The organism is Microbacterium sp. NPDC058345, assembly GCF_042723855.1.
Lineage (GTDB): Bacteria > Actinomycetota > Actinomycetes > Actinomycetales > Microbacteriaceae > Microbacterium.
In genome coordinates, this window is the sequence record NZ_JBHXIG010000002.1 from 760,215 (window position 1) to 780,722 (window position 20,508).

At 71.2% G+C, this 20,508-nt stretch carries 24 protein-coding genes; 13 read left to right on the forward strand and 11 right to left on the reverse strand.

The window, feature by feature from the left end; genetic code table 11:
• Nucleotides 1-66: 66 nt before the first annotated feature.
• Genes ACFWH5_RS11335 through ACFWH5_RS11350 form a run of 4 tightly spaced genes read right to left on the reverse strand, consistent with a single transcriptional unit; the run spans nt 67 to nt 1,759 of the window.
• Nucleotides 67-693, reverse strand: coding sequence for a CYTH domain-containing protein (locus tag ACFWH5_RS11335; RefSeq protein WP_378834695.1), 627 nt, complete (start codon nt 691-693; stop codon nt 67-69).
• Entirely contained in the window at nt 683-898 is a 216-nt protein-coding gene (locus ACFWH5_RS11340; RefSeq protein ID WP_378834696.1) for a response regulator, read from the reverse strand. Before ACFWH5_RS11340 ends, ACFWH5_RS11335 begins: the two co-directional genes overlap by 11 nt.
• 45 nt (nt 899-943) lie before the next feature.
• A complete protein-coding gene (locus ACFWH5_RS11345) occupies nt 944-1,414 on the reverse strand; it encodes a prepilin peptidase (RefSeq protein ID WP_378834698.1) in 471 nt (156 codons plus the stop codon).
• Nucleotides 1,415-1,468: 54 nt separating this feature from the next.
• On the reverse strand, nt 1,469-1,759 hold the full coding sequence (locus tag ACFWH5_RS11350) for a DUF1905 domain-containing protein (protein ID WP_378834699.1): 291 nt from the start codon (nt 1,757-1,759) through the stop codon (nt 1,469-1,471).
• Nucleotides 1,760-1,862: 103 nt separating this feature from the next.
• On the opposite strand from ACFWH5_RS11350, the gene ACFWH5_RS11355 reads away from it, so the two are divergent.
• The 3 genes from ACFWH5_RS11355 to ACFWH5_RS11365 are packed head-to-tail and all read left to right on the forward strand — an operon-like array spanning nt 1,863 to nt 7,572.
• Nucleotides 1,863-2,579, forward strand: coding sequence for a hypothetical protein (locus tag ACFWH5_RS11355; RefSeq protein WP_378834700.1), 717 nt, complete (start codon nt 1,863-1,865; stop codon nt 2,577-2,579).
• Nucleotides 2,576-4,153: a DNA polymerase Y family protein gene (locus ACFWH5_RS11360; protein WP_378834702.1), complete on the forward strand. Its 1,578-nt coding sequence runs from the start codon at nt 2,576-2,578 to the stop codon at nt 4,151-4,153. Before ACFWH5_RS11355 ends, ACFWH5_RS11360 begins: the two co-directional genes overlap by 4 nt.
• Nucleotides 4,153-7,572: an error-prone DNA polymerase gene (locus ACFWH5_RS11365; RefSeq protein ID WP_378834823.1), complete on the forward strand. Its 3,420-nt coding sequence runs from the start codon at nt 4,153-4,155 to the stop codon at nt 7,570-7,572. The genes ACFWH5_RS11360 and ACFWH5_RS11365 overlap by 1 nt, the downstream gene beginning before the upstream one ends.
• A gap of 42 nt (nt 7,573-7,614) precedes the next feature.
• Here the strand turns inward: ACFWH5_RS11365 and ACFWH5_RS11370 are convergent, their stop codons facing one another.
• On the reverse strand, nt 7,615-7,995 hold the full coding sequence (locus ACFWH5_RS11370) for a hypothetical protein (protein ID WP_378834703.1): 381 nt from the start codon (nt 7,993-7,995) through the stop codon (nt 7,615-7,617).
• Between the two features lie 92 nt (nt 7,996-8,087).
• Here ACFWH5_RS11370 and ACFWH5_RS11375 point away from each other — a divergent pair, with 92 nt between their 5' ends.
• From ACFWH5_RS11375 to ACFWH5_RS11395, 5 genes are all read left to right on the forward strand, one after another.
• The gene (locus ACFWH5_RS11375; RefSeq protein WP_378834705.1) at nt 8,088-8,681 is read left to right on the forward strand and encodes a short chain dehydrogenase; all 594 of its coding nucleotides are present in this window, start codon (nt 8,088-8,090) and stop codon (nt 8,679-8,681) included.
• 54 nt (nt 8,682-8,735) lie between these two features.
• On the forward strand, nt 8,736-10,943 hold the full coding sequence (locus ACFWH5_RS11380; RefSeq protein WP_378834706.1) for an MMPL family transporter: 2,208 nt from the start codon (nt 8,736-8,738) through the stop codon (nt 10,941-10,943).
• A 13-nt stretch (nt 10,944-10,956) separates the two neighbouring features.
• Entirely contained in the window at nt 10,957-11,391 is a 435-nt protein-coding gene (locus ACFWH5_RS11385) for a pyrimidine dimer DNA glycosylase/endonuclease V (protein WP_378834708.1), read from the forward strand.
• Between the two features lie 44 nt (nt 11,392-11,435).
• The gene (locus tag ACFWH5_RS11390) at nt 11,436-11,861 is read left to right on the forward strand and encodes a pyridoxamine 5'-phosphate oxidase family protein (protein WP_378834709.1); all 426 of its coding nucleotides are present in this window, start codon (nt 11,436-11,438) and stop codon (nt 11,859-11,861) included.
• Between the two features lie 167 nt (nt 11,862-12,028).
• Nucleotides 12,029-12,289 carry a Rho termination factor N-terminal domain-containing protein gene (locus tag ACFWH5_RS11395; protein ID WP_378834710.1) on the forward strand — a complete coding sequence of 87 codons (261 nt, stop codon included), beginning with the start codon at nt 12,029-12,031 and terminating at the stop codon, nt 12,287-12,289.
• A 70-nt stretch (nt 12,290-12,359) separates the two neighbouring features.
• Here the strand turns inward: ACFWH5_RS11395 and ACFWH5_RS11400 are convergent, their stop codons facing one another.
• On the reverse strand, nt 12,360-12,647 hold the full coding sequence (locus ACFWH5_RS11400; RefSeq protein WP_378834711.1) for a MerR family transcriptional regulator: 288 nt from the start codon (nt 12,645-12,647) through the stop codon (nt 12,360-12,362).
• Nucleotides 12,648-12,775: 128 nt separating this feature from the next.
• On the opposite strand from ACFWH5_RS11400, the gene ACFWH5_RS11405 reads away from it, so the two are divergent.
• Together ACFWH5_RS11405 and ACFWH5_RS11410 are read left to right on the forward strand one after the other, a co-directional pair.
• Nucleotides 12,776-13,198: an Hsp20/alpha crystallin family protein gene (locus ACFWH5_RS11405; protein ID WP_378834713.1), complete on the forward strand. Its 423-nt coding sequence runs from the start codon at nt 12,776-12,778 to the stop codon at nt 13,196-13,198.
• 84 nt (nt 13,199-13,282) lie between these two features.
• A complete protein-coding gene (locus ACFWH5_RS11410; RefSeq protein WP_378834714.1) occupies nt 13,283-13,498 on the forward strand; it encodes a DUF2795 domain-containing protein in 216 nt (71 codons plus the stop codon).
• A gap of 22 nt (nt 13,499-13,520) precedes the next feature.
• Here ACFWH5_RS11410 and ACFWH5_RS11415 read toward each other — a convergent pair whose 3' ends face one another.
• Nucleotides 13,521-14,159 (reverse strand): UdgX family uracil-DNA binding protein, encoded by a 639-nt coding sequence (locus ACFWH5_RS11415; RefSeq protein WP_378834715.1) that lies wholly within the window; start codon nt 14,157-14,159, stop codon nt 13,521-13,523.
• Between the two features lie 12 nt (nt 14,160-14,171).
• Nucleotides 14,172-14,771 (reverse strand): NADPH-dependent FMN reductase, encoded by a 600-nt coding sequence (locus ACFWH5_RS11420; RefSeq protein WP_378834717.1) that lies wholly within the window; start codon nt 14,769-14,771, stop codon nt 14,172-14,174.
• A 98-nt stretch (nt 14,772-14,869) separates the two neighbouring features.
• Between ACFWH5_RS11420 and ACFWH5_RS11425 the strand changes: the two genes are divergently transcribed.
• Nucleotides 14,870-15,589: an NADPH-dependent F420 reductase gene (locus ACFWH5_RS11425; protein WP_378834718.1), complete on the forward strand. Its 720-nt coding sequence runs from the start codon at nt 14,870-14,872 to the stop codon at nt 15,587-15,589.
• Nucleotides 15,582-16,217: a GyrI-like domain-containing protein gene (locus tag ACFWH5_RS11430; protein WP_378834719.1), complete on the forward strand. Its 636-nt coding sequence runs from the start codon at nt 15,582-15,584 to the stop codon at nt 16,215-16,217. Before ACFWH5_RS11425 ends, ACFWH5_RS11430 begins: the two co-directional genes overlap by 8 nt.
• 12 nt (nt 16,218-16,229) lie before the next feature.
• On the opposite strand, the gene ACFWH5_RS11435 is transcribed toward ACFWH5_RS11430, so the two are convergent.
• The 3 genes from ACFWH5_RS11435 to ACFWH5_RS11445 all read right to left on the reverse strand — a co-directional run bounded on the left by ACFWH5_RS11435 (nt 16,230) and on the right by ACFWH5_RS11445 (nt 19,183).
• Nucleotides 16,230-17,000: an SDR family NAD(P)-dependent oxidoreductase gene (locus ACFWH5_RS11435; RefSeq protein WP_378834720.1), complete on the reverse strand. Its 771-nt coding sequence runs from the start codon at nt 16,998-17,000 to the stop codon at nt 16,230-16,232.
• Nucleotides 17,001-17,118: 118 nt separating this feature from the next.
• A complete protein-coding gene (locus ACFWH5_RS11440; protein WP_378834722.1) occupies nt 17,119-17,649 on the reverse strand; it encodes a GNAT family N-acetyltransferase in 531 nt (176 codons plus the stop codon).
• A gap of 160 nt (nt 17,650-17,809) precedes the next feature.
• Nucleotides 17,810-19,183, reverse strand: coding sequence for an FAD-binding oxidoreductase (locus ACFWH5_RS11445; protein ID WP_378834723.1), 1,374 nt, complete (start codon nt 19,181-19,183; stop codon nt 17,810-17,812).
• Between the two features lie 141 nt (nt 19,184-19,324).
• On the opposite strand from ACFWH5_RS11445, the gene ACFWH5_RS11450 reads away from it, so the two are divergent.
• Nucleotides 19,325-20,500 (forward strand): helix-turn-helix transcriptional regulator, encoded by a 1,176-nt coding sequence (locus ACFWH5_RS11450; RefSeq protein WP_378834724.1) that lies wholly within the window; start codon nt 19,325-19,327, stop codon nt 20,498-20,500.
• The last annotated feature ends 8 nt before the right edge of the window (nt 20,501-20,508 follow it).

Sequence of the window (20,508 nt, forward strand, 5' to 3'; positions counted from 1 at the left end):
CATCCCGCCCCCGCCGGCGAAAGGGGGGTTGCGCTTCGCAGGGATCGTCAGGAAAGAACGGCCGGTTCAGAGACCGAGTGCGCGAGCGAGCTTGGAACCCGACGACGGCGGGCGGCCGCCGACGGCGAGGACCGCCCGTTCGACCGCCGCGAAGAACATCTCACGCCCCGCGTCGTCGGCGGGAGCCGCCGGTCCGAGCTCCATCTCCCACTCGCGCCATTCGCGCCGGGTCCCGGAGCGCAGGTCGGTGGCCCGCACCCTGTCGTCGACGAACTCGGCGAGCACCCCGCCCTCGCCACGCAGAGCGTAGGCGGTGCGGGAGTTCTCGATCCTGGCGATCGGATGCAGTTCATCCGTCGTCCACTGCGCGACCACGGCGGCGACGGCGTCCGGCATCCGATCGCCGTCGTCCAGCGGCCAGCCGAGCTCGAGCCGGCCGTCGCCCTGCCGCGGGCCCTTGATGTGCCAGCCGGCGTCAGGGCCGCCGGTGCGGCGGCGCAGCGCCACGCCGTGGCGAGCCAGCGCCGTATCCGCGGTGTCGAGGTATCGGGCGTCGAGTTCGCGCCGCTCGCCCTGGCCCTCCTCCGTCACCCCCGGCAGGCCTGACCAGTCCGGCAGACCGGTGCCGGAGTCGGCGTCGTACTTGCGCTCGACCTCGAAGGTGCGCTGCGGTGCGGCGTCGTCAGTCGACATCGGGGACGATGTCGTCACCGGACTCGACGAACCAGAACGCGACCTCGGTCGGACCGTCATGGTCGCCGGTGTTCGACGCATCGCCCTCACGCCGGTAGGTCAGCTGCGTCTCGCTGTAGGGCAGGATCAGGGAGTCCTGATCGGCGCTGTCCATGGGGATGATCTGCCCGTCGAGCGGGCCTCCGTGAAGTCGTGCGAGTGCCATGCGTTCACCCTAGCCCTCATCGACGACGACGGCGGAAGCGGGGTGTCACGAGAGCAGGATCGCGGATGCCGCGCCCAGGATCATCCACGGCCCGAACGCGATGCGGGTCGTTCTGCTGGCGCGGCGCAGCAGAATGAGCGCGATCGCGAACAGGGATCCGAGCAGGAAGGCCGCCGCCGCACCCAGCAGCAGCGTCTGCCAGCCGTGCCAGGCCAGCACCACGCCGATCACCGCGGCGAGCTTCACATCGCCGCCGCCCATCCCCTGCTTCGACGCCAGGTGCAGGATGGCGTAGAAGGCGCCGAGGGCGAGACCGCCGAGCAGGGCGCGCAGCATCCGCTCTCCGTCACCGGTCGCGAGCGCCTCGACGCCCACCAGGGCGATCACGGCGGCGAGCGCGGGCAGCACGATGCGATTGGGCAGCCGGTGCGTGCGGGCGTCGATGACGATCAGCCACAGTCCGACGCCGGCCGCGACGAGATGCGCGATCAGCACGGCGACGTCGTGGAGGACCATGCTCGCAGGCTAGGCGATCGCATCGATCCGCGCGGAGGGCTGTGGACAACCCGTTCAGACGTCGAGGATCTCAAGATCGACGGTGACCGTGGCCCCCTCCTCGATCCCCTGCTCCCGGCGCACCTGCTTCTTCAGCGGCAGCACGAAGGCCGAGCCGTTGAAGAAGATCGAGGTGCTCCACTGCGTGAGCCCGATCCGCGCCCGCACACGCAGCGAGCCGAAGCCGCGCGAGGGCGCCGGCAGCTCGCGGATGTCGAGGGAGAGCTCTTCGGGCAGGGTCGCGAAGTACCAGGAGTCGACCCGCGCATCCCAGCGCGTGACGACGCTGTCGAACTCGAGGCGCATGCCCTCATGGTACCGGCTCCCCGGGCACGCGCCGATGTCGGATGTGCGAAGTACTGTGCGAAGTGGACTTGAACAATTCGAACCTTTCTTCGAGGATGGATACATGGGGATCGGAACGATTTCGGCGCTCTCCCCCGCCGACGAACGGGCGGGAGAGATCCTCCGGCTGCGCCGCGAGATCGGCAGGATGCAGCGTCGCCGCAGCGACGATCCCGTGCTGCCGGTGGATGCCGCGCTGCAGACGCTGCTGCCGGAGCAGGGGCTGCAGACCGGCACGGTGTACTCGGTCTCGCCCTCGCCGAGCCTGATCTTCGCGCTGATGAGCGCTGTCTCCCGTCGCGGCGGCTGGTGCGCCGCGGTGGGCATGCCCACGCTGGGACTCGAGGCCGCGGCCGCGAGCGGCATCGACCTGTCGCGCCTGATCCTCGTGCCCTCTCCCGGCGAGAGGTGGATGGCCGTGGTCTCGGCGCTGGCCGAGGTGGTGCCGCTGATCGCGGTGAATCCCGGGGCGAGGGTGCGCGATGCGGATGCGGCCCGGCTGGCCGCCCGGCTGCGCGATCGCGGCTGCACGGTGCTGGCCACCTCGCCGTGGCCGCAGAGCGAGGGGCTGATCAGCCTGCACGACCCGCACTGGGAAGGTCTCGGCGACGGGTGGGGGCTGCTCTCGGACCGCACCGTGACGGTGACGGCGCAGACCAGGTCGACGCCCCGGCCGCAGAGCCTCAGGGTGCGCCTGCCGGGCAGCCTCGGCGGCGTCGAGTCCGTGCCGGTGCAGACCCCCGCACTGCCCACCCATCCTCGCTGGGCGGCCGCGTCATGAACGAGCAGGAGCCCACCACCCGCACGCACGTGCTGTGGTTCCCGGACTGGCCGCTGCGGGCGACGCTGGGCACGGCCCCGCCGCATCCGCCCACCGCCCTCGTGCACGCGAACACCGTGGTCGCATGCACCGCCTCGGCCCGGGCGCACGGCGTGCGCGTCGGCCAGCGGCGCCGGCTCGCCCAGGGGCGCCTTCCGTCGTTGCGGATGCTGCCGCACGACCCCGCCAGGGACGAGCGCGCCTTCCTTCCCGTGCTCCGCCTGATCGAGGAGCACGCCCCCGGAGTGCACCTGCTGCGGCCGGGTCTCGCCGCGCTGCGCTCGCGGGGCGTCTCGCGCTATCACGGCGGCGAGGACCGGGCCGCCGCCGCCCTGCTCGGCATGCTCGCCGAGCAGGGGTACCCAGAGGTGCGGATCGGCGTCGCCGACGGGGCGTTCACGGCCGAGCTGGCGGCGCGCGCCGCGGCATCCGATCAGCCGGCGCCGCAGGCGTGGACGATCGTGCCCGCCGGCGAATCGCAGCGCTTCCTCGCCCCGCTGCCGGTGCAGGTGCAGGGCGATGAGGAGTTGACCGGGCTGCTGACCCGCCTGGGCGTCACCACGCTGGGCGGCTTCGCCGCTCTCGACGCCATGGCCGTGCGCGACCGCTTCGGCGAGCGCGGTGCGCGACTGCACGCCCTGGCCCGAGGAGCCGACTCCCGGCCGCTCTCCCCCCGGCCGCCCGACCCCGAGCTGGTGCGAGAGATCGACTTCGAGACGCCGCTCGGGCAGACCGATCAGATCGCCTTCGCCGTGCGGCAGACGGCGGATGCCGTGCTGCTGGCCCTGGCCGACGCCGCACTGGTGTGCACCGAGGTGCGCATCGACCTGACCGATGACGACGGCGGGGTGTCCTCGCGCACCTGGCTGCATCCGACCTGCTTCGACGCCGGCGATCTGGTCGACCGGGTGCGCTGGCAGCTCGAGGCGCTGGTGGAGAGCCTTCCCCCGGCATCGGGCCAGGATGCCGATGCCGCGCACGCCTTCCGCGGCATCGTGGGGGTGCGGATCGCGCCCGTGGCCGTCGACGACGCCGCCCATCATCAGCCCGGCCTGTTCGGCTCCGGCACCGACGAGCGACTGCACCACGCCGTCTCCCGTGTGCAGACCATGCTGGGGCATCGCGGCGTCGTCACCGCCACCGTGTCGGGCGGGCGGATGCTCGCCGATCGGCAGGTGCTCACGCCCTGGGGGGAACGGCCCGTCGTGGAGCGCGATCCGTCCAGGCCGTGGCCTGGTAGCCTGCCCGGTCCCCTCCCCGCCGAGGTGTTCGACCCGCCCCGACCCATCCGGGTGTGCGCCGCCGAGGGGTCAGAGGTGCGTGTCGACGCGCGGGGCGAGCTCTCCCGTCCTCCCGCGCTCATCGACGACGACGAGGTGGCCGCCTGGGCGGGGCCGTGGCCGATGTGCGAGCACCGGTGGGATGCGGATCGGGCGGTGGCGGGACACCGCTTCCAGCTGCTCGATGCCCGGCACCGCGCCTGGCTGGTGTTCCACTCCGAGGGTCACTGGTGGGCCGAGGGCAGGTACCGCTGATGGGCTGGCACAACCCGAGACTGACGTGGTCCGATCTGGAGCGCACGCTCAGCGCCCCGACCGAGACGCCGCCCGCCTCCGCCGAGCCGCCTGGCACCCGTGTCGACCCCGGTCCGCTGAGCAGGCATCGGCCGCCGGCGGCGCCGCCGCCGATCGTGCGCCCCGCGGATGCCGTGCCGTACGCCGAGCTGCACGCCCACAGCTCGTACTCGTTCCTCGACGGCGCCTCCTCCCCCGAGGAGCTGCTGGTCGAGGCGGAGGCGCTGGGTCTCACCGCACTGGCGATCACCGACCACGACGGCTTCTACGGGGCGGCGCGCTTCGCGGAGGCCGCCGAGCTCACTGGAGTGCAGACCGTGTTCGGCGCCGAGCTGTCGCTGGGTGCCTCCGACGGGCCGCTCGCCATGGGGCCGACGCCCGAGCGGCGCGGGGCAGCCGATCCGGTGGGCGATCATCTTCTCGTGCTGGCCCGCGGGGTGGAGGGCTATCACCGGCTCTCCGGCGCGATCACCCGAGCCCAGCTGCGGGGCGGCGAGAAGGGCCGCCCGCTGTACGACCTCGACGACCTGGCCTCCAGCGCCGGCGGGCACTGGACGATCCTGACCGGATGCCGCAAGGGCGGCGTGCGCCGAGGGCTCGCCCGCGGCGATGCCGAGACCCCGCTGCGCCGGCTGGTCGATCTGTTCGGTCAGGATCAGGTCGCCGTCGAGCTCATCGACCACGGCGACCCGCTCGACACCCGGCGCAACGACGCCCTCGCCGAACTGGCGAAGAGCCTGCACCTGCCGGCGTTGGCCACCAACAACGTGCACTACGCCGCGCCCGAGCGGGCGGGTCTCGCCGAGGCCGTCGCCGCGGTGCGGGCCACCCGCAGCATGGACGAGCTGGACGGCTGGCTGCCGGCGCACGGCAGCGCGCATCTGCGCAGTGGCGCGGAGATGACCCGTCGCTTCCGCCGCTATCCCGGTGCGATCGAGAACGGCCTGCGCGTGGCTGCGGAGTGCGCCTTCCCGCTGCGCAGGGCCAAGCCCGCGCTTCCGCGGCAGAAGGTGCCGGAGGGCGAGACCCCGATGAGCCATCTGCGCAACCTGGTGTGGGCGGCCGTGCCCGGGCTGTACCCGCGCCTCGACGCCGACGGGCGCTCACGCATCGAACGCGAGCTGAACGTCATCGAGGAGAAGGACTTCCCCGGTTACTTCCTGATCGTGCACGGGATCGTCGAGGAGGCCCGCAAGCGCGGCATCCTGTGCCAGGGCAGAGGGTCGGCCGCGGCGAGCGCGGTCTGCTACCTGCTGGGCATCACCGCGGTCGACCCCATCCTGTACGGACTGCCCTTCGAGCGCTTCCTCGCGACGACGAGGAGCGAGGAGCCCGACATCGACGTGGACTTCGACTCCAGCCGCCGCGAGGAGATCATCCAGTGGGTCTACGAGGAGTACGGGCGCGAGCGCGCCGCGCAGGTGTCGAACGTCATCCAGTACCGGCCCAAGAACGCCGTGCGCGACATGGCCAGGGCATTGGGGCACTCTCCCGGCCAGCAGGATGCCTGGTCGAAGCAGGTGGACGGGTGGGGCGCGGGCATCGAGCCCGCCGAGGGCAACGACATCCCCGCCGATGTGCTCGCCTACGCCGGCGAGCTGCTGAAGGCGCCCCGGCATCTGGGCATCCACTCCGGCGGCATGGTGCTCACCGCTCGGCCGGTGGGCGAGGTGGTGCCGGTGGAGCACGCCCGGATGGCGAACCGCACGGTGATCCAGTGGGACAAGGACGACGCGGCCTGGATGGGGCTGGTGAAGTTCGACCTGCTGGGACTCGGGATGCTGGCGGCTCTGCGGCACTGCTTCGATCTGATCGAGCAGTCCACCGGTGAGCGCTGGACGCTGCAGTCGCTGCCCAAGGAGGAGCCGGCGGTGTACGACATGCTCTGCCGGGCCGATTCGATCGGGGTGTTCCAGGTGGAGTCCCGCGCGCAGATGGGACTGCTGCCGCGGCTGCAGCCGCGGGAATTCTACGAGCTGGCGATCCAGATCGCCCTCATCCGGCCCGGGCCGATCCAGGGCGGCGCCGTGCACCCGTTCGTCCGGCGCAAGCTCGGACACGATGAGGTGACCTACGCCCATCCCGTCCTCGAGCCCGTGCTGGAGCGGACCCTCGGCATCCCGGTGTTCCAGGAGCAGCTGATCCAGATGGCGACGGTGCTCGGCGACTGCACCGCCGACGAGGCCGACCTGCTGCGCCGGGCGATGGGATCCAAGCGCGGGCTGGAGAAGATCGACCGCATCCGTGATTCGCTGTACGCCGGCATGGCCGAGAAGGGCCTGAGCGCGGAGGCCGCCGACCGCATCTACGCGCAGATCCAGGCGTTCTCGAACTTCGGCTTCGCCGAGTCGCATTCGCTGTCGTTCGCGCTGCTCGTCTACGCCAGCTCGTGGGTCAAGCTGCACTACCCTGCGGCGTTCCTGGCCGGTCTGCTGCGATCGCAGCCGATGGGGTTCTACTCGGCGTCCTCGCTCACCGCCGATGCCCGCCATCATGGCGTGCAGGTGCTGCGCCCCGATCTGCACGCCTCCGGTGCGCTGGACGGGCTGGAGCGTATCGAGGAGGGGGCGGGTCCCACCGGCCTGGACTCCTGCGTGCTCACTCCGCAGCCACCGGCGGGCACCTTCGACCGCGACGCCCCTGACGAGTCCGCGGCGCACCGCAGAGACGGCCGGTTCGCCGTGCGGTTGGGGCTGAGCGGCATCCGCGGCATCGGCGAGGCGCTGGCCGAGCGCATCGTCGCCGCACGCGAGCAGCACGGACCGTTCCGGGATCTGCATGACCTGGTGCGCCGCACGGATGCCACCGCCGCGCAGCTGGAGGCGATGGCGACCGCGGGCGCGTTCGAGTGCCTCGGTCTCAGCAGGCGCGAGGCGATCTGGCTGGCAGGGGCCGCGGCCGATGACCGGGCGCGCTTCCTGCCCGGCACCGCCGTCGCCGTGCAGCCGCCGCTGTTCGCGGATCAGACCGGTTATGAGCAGCTCGCCGCCGACCTGTGGGCCACGGGGGTGTCGACGGACGATCATCCGATGACCCACTTCCGCTCGGATCTGCAGCAGCGCGGCGTGCTCTCCTCCGAGCGGCTGCGGGCACACGAGGCGGGGCGGAGGATCGAGGTCGCCGGCATCGTCACGCACCGGCAGCGTCCGGCGACGGCATCCGGGGTGACGTTCCTCAACCTCGAAGACGAGCACGGGCTGGTCAACGTGGTCTGCTCGACCGGGGTGTGGAACCGCTATCGCCGGGTGGCGCGCGACTCCCCCGCCCTGATCGTGCGCGGCATGCTGGAGCGGTCCCCCGAGGGCGTGGTCAACGTGCTCGCCGACGCCTTCGAGGATCTGCGCACCGGGCTCGCGCATCGCTCGAGGGACTTCCGCTGACCGACGACTGCGACATCCATACGGCGTCGCCAGGATTCGGCGTCACCAGAATCGTTCCGGTGCCTCCGCGGGCCGGGTGTCGGAACCGCCCCAGCGATCGGACTCGATCTTCGCCGCGGCCGCGGCCGCATCGGCATCCATGAGGGCCTGCTCGGCGTCCCCGGCGGGATCCGCGCTCAGCACGACGAGTGTGGTCTCGGGGCCGTGTGCGGTGTCGGCCACCGTGCAGTCGCGCACCTGCGCACGCCAGACGTCGACCCGTTCCCGCGGCACCTCGCGCAGGCGATAGCGGATGCCGCGATCAAGGTCGTGCACGGCGACGACCGCGCCCGCGTCCGTCTCGTCGCGACGCACCTGCGCGATCTCCACGCGATTGCCGCGGGGCACTGGAGCGGATGCCGCGATGACCAGCGTTGTCTCCATGACCACACTCTAGGCGCGTCCCGACGGGAATAGGGCGGCGGAACGGGACGCTGGATCGCACGGACATATTCATCGAGCAGAAGGAGCATCATATGAAGGTTCTCGTCATCGGATCGACCGGGCACGTCGGGTCGTCAGCGATCGCCGCCCTCAGCGGACGCCACGAGGTGATAGAGGCGGGCCGCTCGACCCGGCCCCGCATCGACATCACCGACCCGGATTCGGTGCGCAGCGCACTCGACGAGATCGGCACGGTCGACGCCGTGATCGTCGCCGCCGGATCTGTGCCGTTCCGCGCTCTCGGCGATCTCGACCGTGACGACTACCTCTCCGCCTTCACCGACAAGGTGCTCTCGCAGATCGATGTGGCCCGACTCGCCGTTCCCCACCTCGCCGATCGCGGATCGATCACGCTGACCACCGGCATTCTCGCCCGCGAGGCGATCGCCACCGGTGCCGCGGCCTCGATGGCCAACGGCGCACTCGAATCCTTCGTGCGCGCGGCCGCACCCGAGCTGCCGCGCGGCATCCGCATCAATGCCGTCAGCCCCAGCGTGCTTGCGGAGGCGACCGGCTACCACGACGCCTTCCCCGGATTCCCGCAGGTGAGCTCGGCGTCGGTCGGACAGGCCTTTCAGCGGTGCGTCGAGGGCATCGCGACCGGGCAGGTGCTGCGCGTCGAGTGAGCGGTCGACCGCTGCCGAGTGTGTAGCGTTGTGGCTACCGCGGAAGGGATGCGCATGACGACAAGGGCCGAACTCCGAGCCTCGGCCCGCAGGCCCCGGCGCATCCTGCGCGGCGTGCTGTCAGCCGCGGTGATCCTGCTCTGGCTCGCCGGCGCCTCCTTCGGCGGCCCGCTGTTCGGCAAGGTCGACGAGGTGTCGTCGAACGATCGCACCGCCTACCTGCCCGAGTCGGCCCCGGCCACCACCGTGCAGAACGCGCTCGACGACTTCCTCGGATCCGACTCGATCCCGGCGGTCGTGGTGTTCGAATCGGATGCCGAGATCGACGACGCGCTCGAGGACGCCCTCAGCTCCGCACTGGCGGATGCGACGGCCGCGGAAGGCGTGCAGGGCGACGTGTCTCCCGTGCTCGTCTCCGAGGACGGGCTGGCCGCGCAGGCCTTCGTGCCGATCGATTCCGACGCCGACGTCGGCGACGTCTCGACGGCGCTGTCGTCGGATCTGCGCGAGGCGGTGCCCGACGGCGTCACCGTGCACGTCACCGGTCCCGCCGGCTTCACGGCCGACCTGATCGCCGGCTTCGCGGGTATCGACGGCATCCTGCTGCTCGTCGCGCTGCTCGCCGTGCTCGTGATCCTCGTCATCGTCTACCGCTCGCTGCTGCTGCCCGTCGTCGTGCTCAGCACGAGCCTGTTCGCACTGTGCGTGGCGCTGCTCGTGGTGTGGTGGGCGGCGAAGTTCGAGATCCTGCTGCTCAGCGGCCAGACCCAGGGCATCCTGTTCATCCTCGTCATCGGCGCCGCGACCGACTACTCCCTGCTGCTGGTCGCGCGGTTCCGTGAGGAGCTGCGCGGCACCGAGGATCGCTGGCACGCCGTGCGCGCCGCGTGGAAGGGCGCGGTCGAGCCGATCCTCGCCTCCGGCGGCACGGTGATCGCGGGGCTGCTCTGCCTGCTGCTGAGCGATCTCAAGTCGAACAGCACGCTGGGCCCGGTGGCGGCGATCGGCATCGTCTTCGCGATGCTCTCCGCGCTCACGCTTCTCCCCGCGCTGCTCGGTCTGTTCGGCAGGGCGGCATTCTGGCCGCGCCGGCCGAGGTTCGAGCCGCAGCACGCAGACGAGGAGAGCCCGCTCGAAGGGCGCGGGCTGTGGCAGGGCCTCGCCCGCGGCATCCGCCATCGCCCTCGTCTGATCTGGATCTCGACGACCGTCGTGCTGGCGATCGCCGCCGTCGGAGTGCTCCAGCTCGATGCGCGCGGCGTGCCGCAGTCCGATCTCGTACTGGGCGCCTCCGAGGCGCGTGACGGACAGGCGGTGCTCGGTGAGCACTTCCCCGGCGGCTCCGGCAGCCCGGTGTACGTGCTGGTCGACGAGTCGCGGATGCAGGATGCCGCCGATGTGCTGCTCGCCGACGACGGCGTCGACGGTGTCTCGGTCACCGCGGCGGACTCGCCGTCGGGCAGTGCCTCGGTGACCGACGACGGCGTGACCGCGCTCGGCCCGCCGGGAACCCCGGCGCCCGAGCCGACCGTCGTCGACGGGACGGTGCTGCTGCAGGGCACCCTGACCGATGCCGCGGACTCACCGGCGGCCGAGCAGACCGTCGTCGACCTGCGCGCCGCGCTCGACGGCACCGGCGCGATGGTGGGTGGTGTGACCGCCACCGCCGTCGACACGAACACCGCCTCGATCCACGATCGCAACCTGATCATCCCCGTGATCCTCGTCGTCATTCTGCTCATCCTCATGCTGCTGCTGCGCTCGATCCTCGCGCCGGTGCTGCTGATCCTCACCACCGTGCTGTCGTTCGGCACGGCGATGGGTGTGGCCGCGGTGCTGTTCAACGGCGTGCTCGCCTTCCCCGGTGCGGATCCCGCCGTGCCGCTGTTCGGCTTCGTCTTCCTGGTCGCGCTCGGCATCGACTACAACATCTTCCTGATGACCCGCGTGCGCGAGGAGTCACAGAAGCACGGCACCCGAGAGGGCGTGCTGCGCGGCCTCGCCGTCACCGGCGGAGTGATCACCTCCGCCGGCCTGGTGCTGGCGGCCACCTTCGCGGCCCTGTCCGTGATCCCCATCCTGTTCCTGGTGCAGATCGCGTTCATCGTCGCGTTCGGCGTGCTGCTGGACACCTTCGTGGTGCGGTCGCTGCTCGTTCCCGCGCTCTCGTACGACGTCGGCCGTGCGATCTGGTGGCCGTCGAAGCTCTCTCGCCGGGATGCCGGCGAGCACGTCGCCGGATCGCGCAGGTCACGCCGATGAGGATCCGGACGCTGTGAGGATCTGGTCGCTGCATCCCCGGCACCTGGACCGGGCCGCCCTGGTCGCCTGCTGGCGCGAGACGCTGCTCGCGCAGGCGGTGCTCGCCGGCCGCACCCGCGGGTACACCCGGCATCCGCAGCTCGAGCGATTCCGGACGCAGCCGGATCCGCTGCGCGTCGTCGGCGCGTACCTGACCGGACTGGCCGCCGAGGCGGACGTCCGCGGCTACCGCTTCGATCGCACCCGCGTCCTCCGCCCCGCGGAGCCGGCCGCCGAGCTCGCCGTGACGCAGGGTCAGCTGGTGCTCGAATGGGGCCACCTCGGTGCCAAGCTGCTCGCGCGCAGTCCCGCGGATGCGGAGCGCTGGCGACGGACGGAGCCCAGCCCGCACCCGCTGTTCCACGCCGTCCCCGGCGATGTGGAGCCGTGGGAGCGCACGGTTCCCTGAAACAGGCCCTCGTGCCGAAGCCGCGGCGGGCGTAACGTCGACGTATGAGCATCGACGCTGCCGACCGCGCCGCCGTCGCCCACTTCATCCGGGTGTGCGGGGCGGGCGTCGTCGCGACGATCGGCCCGGATGCCGCACCGCAGGCCGCCTACGTCGGCATCACCGCGGATGACAGCGGCGTCGTCGTGTTCGACGCGATGATGGACTCCCGCAAGGTCGGCAACATCAGGGAGCGGCCGGCGGTGGCGATCGCGGTCACGGGCGCAGACACCACCGTGCAGCTGGAGGGCCGGGCGCGGATCACGCGCGACGAGGAGCGCTGGCGCCTCGGCGAGGCCTACAGCGAGAGGTTTCCCGGGTCGCGCGCACTGGACATCGGCTTCGCGCTGATCGCCGTCGACGTCGCATGGGTGCGCGTCTACGATGCGGGCGCGCATCCGCCGCACGCCACCGAGGCGAGCTGGGCCTGATCGCACGCAGACGAGCGACGCCTGATCCCGCGCCGACGAGATGGCCTGAACCCGCGCCGACCGTAGGCACGGCCGGTCGGCCTGTCAAGGCCGTCGGGCAGCACGCCGGGCGTGCGTATGGTCGGGGGCGTCGCTGATCGCGACGTTCACGACCGAAGGAGGCTGAGATGCCGGACCAGCCGGAGCTCAAGGACGAGGAGCTGTACGAGAAGCTGCGCGACGACGGCGCGTCGAAGGAGAAGGCGGCGCGCATCTCGAACGCCGCGGCCCGTGACGGGCGCTCCACCGTCGGCAAGCGCGGCGGCGAGTCGGAGGACTACGAGGATCGCACGGTCGACGAGCTGCGCAAGCGCGCGAAGGAGCTCGGCCTGGAGGGTTACTCCGACAAGCGCAAGGACGAACTGATCGAGATGCTGCGGGACCACTGATCCCGCCCGCTCGGCACGCCCGGGCCGCCCTCGCCGTGGTCGGCGACGCGGCCGGGCGGCCGAGCGCCTCTCATTCGTCCTGCTCCGCCGCGAGCTGTTGCCGCAGATCCGCGTTCTCGTCCTCGAGGTCGAGGACCCGCCCGATGCCGGCGATGTTCATCCCCTCGTCGCGCAGCCTTCCGACCCTGCGGAGTCGGTCGATGTCGTCATCGCTGTACCGACGTGTTCCGCCGTCGCTGCGCGACGGCGCGAGAAGGCCCTTGCGCTCGAAGAGGCGCAGGGTCGCCTCCGGCATGTCGACGAGTTGCGCCGCGACGGCGATGCCGTAGAGCGGAGTTCGGGTGTCTCGTTCTGCCATGTCTGAGAGTTTCCTTGAAGAAGTTGCATCGATCGGGATGTTGCTCTATAACAAATCTACATCCAGTGATGCAGATTTCCTGCACACGAATAGTACCCCGATCAGGGGCGGCACGAAAGGAGAACAACATGGCCATGGCCTTCGATCCGATCAGTCAGCTCGATCGTCTCGCTGCGAGCGTGCTGGACTCCGTCCGCTCTCCCCGGCTCATGCCGGTGGACCTGTTCCGTGACGGCGACAAGTACGTTCTGCATGCGGACCTGCCCGGAGTCGATCCCGGGTCGATCGACGTCGACATCGACGGCAGTCAGCTGTCGATCCGTGCGCAGCGCACGGCGGACAGCGGGGAGGGCTCGCGGTGGCTCGCGCGCGAGCGCAGTGCGGGTTCGTTCCTGCGGCAGTTCACGCTCGGGGACGGCGTGGACGTCGAGCGCATCAGCGCGTCGTACGAGAACGGCGTGCTGTCGGTGATCATCCCGGTGAGCGAGCGGGCGAAGCCGCGCAAGATCGCCATCGAATCCTCCGAGCACCGTCAGGAGATCGCCGCATAGGAGCAGGGGGCGGGGGCGGCCGCTCGGCGCCGCCCCCGCCCACCGCCCCTCCCCGACTCGCCCTCAGAACCGAAGGATGCTGCGATGATCTCCCTCTCCCCCTCACTCGATCGCTTCCTCGCCGACATGGAGTACCCGGCGATGAAGGACGACCTCACCCGCGAAGCGGCCAGGGACGGCCTCGCCGGTGAGGATCTCGCCGCTCTGCACGCGCTGCCCGACGGCCGCTACGACGCGCGCTGCCGGCTGCGGGACACGCTGCTGTCGCTGCCGCACAGCAGCGGACTGATAGCCGCGTGACCCCGCGGCGATAACAGCGCTCTCAGGTCACCAGTTCGCCTGCCCGACGCAGGTCGTGCACGAAGGCATCGAACGCCGCCGTGCGATCGGCCTCGTCGGGCACGCGCAGCAGGCTCGACGGATGCACCGTCACGACCAGCGGGGTGCCGCGCGCATCAGCGGACTCCAGCACGGTGCCGCGCACCTCGCCGATGCGCACCGTGCGGCCCAGCAGGGCGCGGGCGGCGGTCGCGCCGAGCGCCACGATCACGGCCGGACGCACGACGGCGATCTCCGCCTCCAGCCACGGCCGGCACGCGTCGATGTGGCCGACGGCCGGCTTCTCATGAATCCGCCGCTTTCCGCGGCGCTCGAAGCGGAAGTGCTTCACGGCGTTCGTGACATAGACGCCGTCGCGGTCGACGCCGGCGGCGTCCAGCGCGTCGTCGAGCCGGCGTCCTGCGGGTCCCACGAACGGCTCGCCGGCGAGATCCTCCTTGTCACCGGGCTGCTCCCCGACGAGCATCATCCGGGCGGACACCGGGCCGTCCGAGAACACCACCTGCGTCGCGTCCTGCCACAGTTCGCATCCGCGGCAGTCGTGCGCGGCCTCGCGCAGCATCCGCATGCCGCCGCGGGACGGCACCCACCGCTCGGCTCCGGGTCGCTCCTGATCCGTCATGCGCCGCACCGCTCAGTGCATCGAATCCGGGTCGGAGTCGCCCATGTGACCGGGCAGGGTGCTGGAGAGCACGCGCTCGACGAAGGCCTCGTACTCCTCCATGTAGTGGCGCAGGAACTTCTCGGTGCCGGCGTCCTTGACCTCGCCGTTCTCGCCGTACACCTCGGGCTTGAAGCTGATGTAGGCCTCGGGGGCGTTCAGCTGCGGCGCATCGAGGAAGCTCAGCACGCTGCGCATGGAGGCCTGCATCACGGCCGTGCCGATCGCCCCGGTCGAGGCGCCGATGATGCCCGTCGGCTTGCGCGCGAAGGAGTTCTGCCCCCAGGGACGCGAGCCCCAGTCGATCGCGTTCTTCAGGGGCGCCGGTATCGACCGGTTGTACTCCGGCGAGATGAACAGCAACCCGTCCGAACCCTCGATCGACTGCTTCAGTTCGCTGACGGCCGGCACAGGGTTCTGCTCATCGTCGCGGTTGTACAGCGGAAGGTCGCGGATCGGGATCTCTGTGAGCTCCAGACCCTCCGGCGCGAGGCGCACCAGCGCCTTGGCGAGGACACGGTTGATCGAATCGCTCGACAGACTGCCGACGAGGTAGCCGATGCGGTGGCTCATGACGGACTCCTTCTCTTCCGGGTGGTGGTCGCCACCCGGTCTACCTGCTCCCCCGCCGAACCGGCAGGGGGTTGCGGACCGGCCCGTACGATGGCGTCGTGGACGTCGCACCTCCCCGCATAGCCACGCTCGGCATCCTCGGCGCAGGACGCCTCGGGCGGGTGCTGGCGCGCCTCGGGGCATCCGCCGGGTACCGAGTGATGGTGGCGGCATCCGGCGACCCGGTGCCGATCGCCCGCGCGGTGGCGGCGCTCGGTGCGACGGCGTCGACGACGGCATCCGTCATCGCCGAGGCGGATGCGGTCGTGCTCGCCCTCCCGCTGCACAGGTACCGGATGCTGCCGGCAGAGCAGTTTCGCGGCACGCTCGTGATCGACGCCATGAACTACTGGTGGGGCGACGGCGTTCGCGACGACCTGAGCGATCCGCGCACCTCGACGAGTGAGACCGTGCAGCGTTTCCTCGCCGGGTCTCGGGTGGTGAAGGCGCTCGGGCACATGGGGTATCAGGATCTGGAGGACGAGGCGCGGGCGGCCGGTGCTCCGGGGCGCAAGGCGATCGCGGTCGCCGGTGACGATCCTGACGACCTGGACGTCGTGTGCCGGCTGGTCGACGATCTCGGCTTCGACCCGGTCGTCGCCGGCCCCCTGGCGGCCGGCATCATGCTGGAGCCGGGCGCCGAGGCTTTCGACGCGGATGTCGAGGCGGCAGAGTTGAGGGCGATGCTGGAGCGATTCCCCCGCTCGCAGCGCGGGATCGTGGTCGCGCGAGCGCGCGGCGGACGACTATGGGGGAAAGGATCCGGACCGGATGACTGACAAGATCGACTTCAAGAAGACCCTCGACAGCTACCAGGCTCCGCGGGGCGGCTTCCGCCTCGTCGACGTCCCGGACATGCAGTACCTCATGGTCGACGGGCACGGCGACCCGAACACGTCACCGGCGTACACGGAAGCTCTCGAGGCACTGTACCCGGTGGCGTACAAGCTGAAGTTCGCCAGCAAGCGCGAGTTGAGCCGCGACTACGTCGTGCCGCCGCTGGAGGGGCTGTGGTGGGCTGAGGACATGGACGCCTTCACCGTCGCGCGTGACAAGTCGAGGTGGGACTGGACCATGATGCTGATGGCTCCCGACTGGATCGATGCGGAACTGTTCCGGGGTGCGGTCGCGCAGGCCGGCGCCAAGACGCCGCCGCGGCGTCTCGGAGACGTCCGGCTCGAGACACTGTCGGAGGGCCGCTGCGTGCAGACCCTGCACATCGGCTCGTTCGATGACGAGGCTCCGATGCTGGCACGGATGCACGAGGAGTTCATCCCGCAGAACGGGTTCCGGCTGAGCGGCAAGCACCACGAGATCTACTTCAGCGACTTCCGGAAGGTCGCCCCCGAGAAACTGCGCACGGTGCTGCGTCAGCCGGTCGCGCCGCACCGGCAGGACGCCGGCTGAGGTGCACCGCGGTCAGTCGAAAGGACCGCGGGTTGACACGCCGCCGTCGACGACGATCTGCTGGCCGGAGATGTACGCGGCGGCATCCGAGGCGAGATAGACGACCGCCTCGGCGATCTCGTCGGACCTGCCGTAACGGCCTGCCGGTATCTCGGGGACGTGGGATTCGGTGGCCGGATTCACCGCGGTGGCGATGGCGCCGCCCGCGACGACGTTCATACGGATGCCGTCTGCGGCGTATTCGGCGGATACCGTGCGGGCGAGGCTGAGCAGTCCTGCCTTCGACGCACCGTAGGCGGCCTGCCGGGGAGCCGCCATGAAGCCGGTCACCGATCCGACGCTCACGATGGTTCCTCCACCCTGGCGGAGGAACCCGGGCAGCACGGCGCGAACCGCGCGGGCGACGTACCGCAGGTTCAGCTCGTACACGGTGTCCCAGTCCTCGTCCCGCATCTCGTGCAGACGCACCGCGGGCACGAAGGCGACCTGCCCTCCCACCACGGTCACCAGTGTGTCCAACCCGCCGCACTGCGCGGTGGCCGACTCGATCATCCCGCTCAGCTCGGCAGAAGATCGAACGTCTCCGGTCACGGCGAAGCCGGTACCGCCGTTCGAGCGGACCTCGTCGACTGCTTCCGCAGCGCGTTCCCGATCGACGTCGGCGACGGCGACGGCCGCTCCTGCCGCGCTCAGCGATCTGGTGATCGCGCGTCCGATACCCGCACCGCCGCCCCCGACGATCAGGGCGCGCCTGCCGTCCAGCCGCATCAGAGCGCGCCCCACGACGCTCTGCTGACACCGAGCCGCTGCACTGATTCGCCGTGGCCTGATCGTGAGGTCATGGTCCCACTCTGGCACGCCGGCGCGTCCCCTCGGCCGCTCTGCGCGCGCAGGGCAGAGATCAGTCGTCCTCCGTAGCGAGGGTGCGAGTGAGTACCTGGCCAGGCCATTCCTTGACCCGGAAGGTGACGTCTTTGACGTAGCCGGCGGATTCGTAGAATCGCACCAGGTCACCGCCGCGCCCCGCGAAGCAATCCACCCGCAGCTCGCGGATGCCGGCGCGAGCGGCGAGCTCATCCGCATGCGCCAGCAGCCTGCGCCCGTACCCGCGCTCGTTCTCCGCCCGCGAGGCGACCAGGGCCTCGACGTAGAGCTCCGGGCCCGGGCGCGACGAAGGCGGCACGTAGGCATGCGCGGAACCGACGACGAGGAACCCGCCCACACGTCCCGCCGGAGTCAGGGCCACCCACGACCCGGGTGCGCGGCACCAGCGCTCCACCATCTCCCGGCGCTCCGGCACGTCTGACCAGCGTGCCGTGCCCCATTGCTCTGTGTTGCCATGCGCGTTCATCCACGCCACGGCCCCGTCGAACAGCGACAGCACAACCGTCACGTCATCGAGATCGGCCCGCCGGATGACCGTGCCGGCCATTCCGTCTTCCGTTCCTGCCGAATCCATCCTGTCGATGCCCGATCGTGAGGTCATTGCTCCACTCTGGCACGCGACTGCACGATCGCCGGGGGCACGCGGTGAGAATACGCGTGCAGCAGCGCGGTCCGCCGGGCGCTTCGCCCGGCGGACCGAACGGTGCTCAGAGCGCGTGCGCCGCCGCGAACGTGTCGTTCGGGTCGAAGCGTCGCTTGAGTTCGCGCAGACGCGTGGCGGCGCCGCCGAGGCCGGCGTCGCGGTCGACGTCGCCGCGGTCGATGAAGGTGAGGAGGAGTTCGTCCGTCTGCCATGCTTCGAGCGCGGCGAGGCCTGCCAGCACCGCGGCATCCGCCCCGGCCATGGCCTCGGGAACGGGCACCACCGCGACGGTGTGCGCGAGGTAGGCGCCGGCGACCGAGCCCACGGCGCCCGCATGGTCGGGGCGCCGCGCGATCGCGCCGCCGAGGTGGCGCAGCTCGGCGAAGAACATCCCGGGCACGGCGCCGGCGGCGAGGAATGCCTCCACCGCCTCGGACGGCAGCTCCGCCAGCACGGACTGCGCCGTGACAGCGGGGGTCGGGCCGGGCGGGTCCATGTGCACCGCGACGAGGCCCGCCGCCGGGATGCGCGCGAAGGTGTCCATCTCCGGGGCCAGCGCGCGAAGCGGTTCGAGGAGTGCGGATGCGGCGGCATCCGTCTCGAGGATCGCCCCGTCGAGCACGACTACCGAGCGACCCGACAGGAACGGCGGCAGCTCGGGCATCGGCGGGAAGTTCATGATGCGCAGGGTGGTCGTCGCCGACTCGGGGGCGGACGCGGTCCACGCCGCCCACGCGTGCGCGACCTCGGCCGCGCGCGAGGCGTCCCACAGCAGCATGCCGGCGAAGACGTCGGCGTACGGCAGCAGGTCGAGTTCGAGCGAGACGATGACGCCGAAGGCGCCCGAGCCACCGCGCACCGCCCAGAAGAGTTCGGCGTTCTCGTCGGCGCTCGCGCGCAGAAGGCTGCCGTCGGCGGTGACGATCTGCACGGCGCGCACGGTGTTGATCGCCAGTCCGTGGGTGCGGGCGTAGAACGACAGCCCGCCGCTCAGGGTGTAGCCGGCGACCGAGACATCGCCCGCGCTGCCGTGCAGGGCGGTCAGTCCGTGGGGCGCGGCCGCCTCGATGACGTCGTTCCAGAGCGAGCCACCCAGCACGCGTGCGGTGCGCGCGACTGGGTCGACGGTCACCCCGCGCATGCCCGTGAGCGAGACGAGCACCACGTCGGTCAGGTCGGTGCCGGCGAGCGCCGCGGCGGCGTGCCCGGTCGACTGCGGCGCGACCCGGAGTCCGGATGCCGCGGCCGCGCGGACGACCTCGACCACCTCCTCGGCGGTCTGGGGGCCGGTCACGGCGAAGGGTCGCTGGTCGACGGCGACGTTCCACGGCATGCGTGCGGCGTCGTAGCCAGGGTCGCCGGCGAGCAGGACGCGGTCGCCGAGGGCGTCTCGCAGCGAGGTCGCGCGGGTGTCGATCATGGGGTCGGAGAGAGTCATGGGTGTGCTCCTGGTCGAGTGGAAGGGACACCACTACTGTCTGCCTGACCGGGCGCGCAGACCATCCCAGTTCGTGAGGGATTCTCCGTCCCCCAGATACCTGGGATGGCGTTTGCGGCGGTGCAGGCGCACACTGATTCCATGGCGACGGCACTGGGGATCGGGCGGGCGCGCAGCGACATCGATGTCGTGTCGCGCGCCGGCCTGCCGCTGCACAGTTTCATGGACGAGGCGGCGGTCGCGCTGCAGCAGGTCGTGCCGTTCGTGGCGGCGTGCATCTCGACGCTCGATCCGGCCACGACGATGGTTTCGAGCTCGCGCAAACTGGGCGCCCTCGACGGCCGCAACGAACGCGACGTCGCGTGGTCGCAGATCGAGTACGGCGGCGACGATCCCACCTCGATCACCGCGATGGTCGCGGCGGGGCAGATCGCTGTGGGCGTGCACCACGTGACGCGCGGGGTGCTGGACCGCTCGGTGCGCATGTCGGAGCTGCTCATGCCGCACTTCGACTTCCGCGACGAGGCCCGTGTCGTGTTCGTCGACCGCAATGGCGCCTGGGGACACATCTCGCTGTTCCGGGGCGACGACCACACACCGTTCGCGGTCGAGGAGCTGGACTTCCTGTCGGCCGTCGCACCGGCGTTCACGCGCGGCATCCGCACCGGCCTGCTCGCCCAGCTCAGCAGAGCGGATGCGGCGGCGCAGATCGGTCCGGCGGTGATCGTCTTCGACGCCGACGACCGCATCGTGCAGTCGACGCCGGGCGCGCAGGCCTACCTCGCGCAGATGCCGGTGGCGCCCGGCATGGGCGACCCGCTGACGTCGGTGCAGGCGCTGGTGAGCGGTGCCCGCCGTTTCGCCCGCGGTGAGACCGATCACGCACCGCGGATCCGCGCTCGCGCGGCCGACGGCGCGTGGGTCGTGCTGCACGCGTCGCCCCTGGGCGGCGCCGGGGATCGCGCGGGCGACGTCGTGGTCACGATCGAGGAGGCGCGGCCGCAGGACGTGATCGATCTCGTGGCTGCGGCCTTCGATCTCACCACGCGTGAGCGCGAGGTCGTCGCCGCGGTGCTGCGCGGGGCCGACACCCGAGAGATCGCCGTGACGCTGCACGTGTCGCCGTACACCGTGCAGGACCACCTCAAGTCGGTCTTCGACAAGGCGGGCGTCGCCAGCCGGCGGGAGCTCGTCGCGCGCGTGTACTTCGACCAGTACGTGCGCCGCATGGGCTCGAGCATCGGACCGAGCGGCTGGTACACCGCGGCTCCCGGTGCCGCCGCGGCACCGGAGCTGTCGGCACCCGTGCGCGGTTGACGGCGCTC